Source organism: Bacillus sp. AFS018417, assembly GCF_002560985.1.
Taxonomy (GTDB): Bacteria; Bacillota; Bacilli; order Bacillales; family Bacillaceae_G; genus Bacillus_A; species Bacillus_A rhizoplanae.
In genome coordinates, this window is the sequence record NZ_NTTM01000120.1 from 1 (window position 1) to 809 (window position 809).

1 protein-coding gene is annotated in these 809 nt (G+C 35.8%); it reads right to left on the reverse strand.

Going from position 1 to position 809, the window contains the following annotated elements:
• Window positions 1–57 precede the first annotated feature (57 nt).
• Window positions 58–744: an IS6 family transposase gene (locus CN326_RS23765; protein WP_098311383.1), complete on the reverse strand. Its 687-nt coding sequence runs from the start codon at window positions 742–744 to the stop codon at window positions 58–60.
• Between the last annotated feature and the right edge of the window lie 65 nt (window positions 745–809).

The following is an 809-nucleotide window of genomic DNA, read 5'->3' on the forward strand; positions in this document are numbered from 1 at the left end:
GGTTCTGTTGCAAAGTTTCCGAAGACATAAAGAGATGGGGAATATTGTGGACCAGTTTTATGAAACTATTAATAATTCATGTAATGCGTTATACGTCGAAAAAACGAAGTTTGGTTGAGGACTTCGTTTTTGTTTGTATATAGCATGAACAGTTTCTATACCTTTAATAGTACGTGAGGCATGGCGAAGACTTTGAAATCCTAAAGAACGGGAGAATCGACGTTTCACATGTCGGTGATCTTGCTCAATGATATTATTGAGGTACTTGATTGTACGATGAAAGGTATTTTTGTAAAGACCTATCTCCTTTAATTTTTTGAATGCGGAAGCTAAAGAAGGGGCCTTATCTGTCGTCAGAACCGTTGGTTCTCCAAAAGTTCGAACAAGTCTTTTCATAAAAGCATATGCTGTTTGTGTGTCCCGTTTTTGACGAAGTTGAATATCAAGTGTTTGTCCCTCTTTATCAATTGCTCGATATAAATAACACCATTTCCCTTTCACCTTGATATAGGTTTCATCCAAACGCCAAGATAACAATGTGTTTTTGTTTTTCTTCTTCCAAATGTGATAGATAAGATTTCCATATTCATGAACCCAGCGCATGATAGTTGTTGGATGAATAGAAATACCACGTTCTTTGAGAATTTCAGACACATCGCGATAACTTAAAGAAAAACGACAATAGTAGCCAACGGCTATTAAAATAATATCCTTCTTGAACTGTTTCCCTTTAAAATATCCCATCTGTGATTCTCCTTGTTTTCTTTTTCGAAAGTGTAGCTTAGTTTAGAAAACTTTGCAACAGAACC

What these genes read in the sequence shown, in the direction of transcription:
- CN326_RS23765 (WP_098311383.1), bottom strand. Translation starts at nt 744, where the DNA reads ATGGGATATTTTAAAGGGAAACAGTTCAAGAAGGATATTATTTTAATA.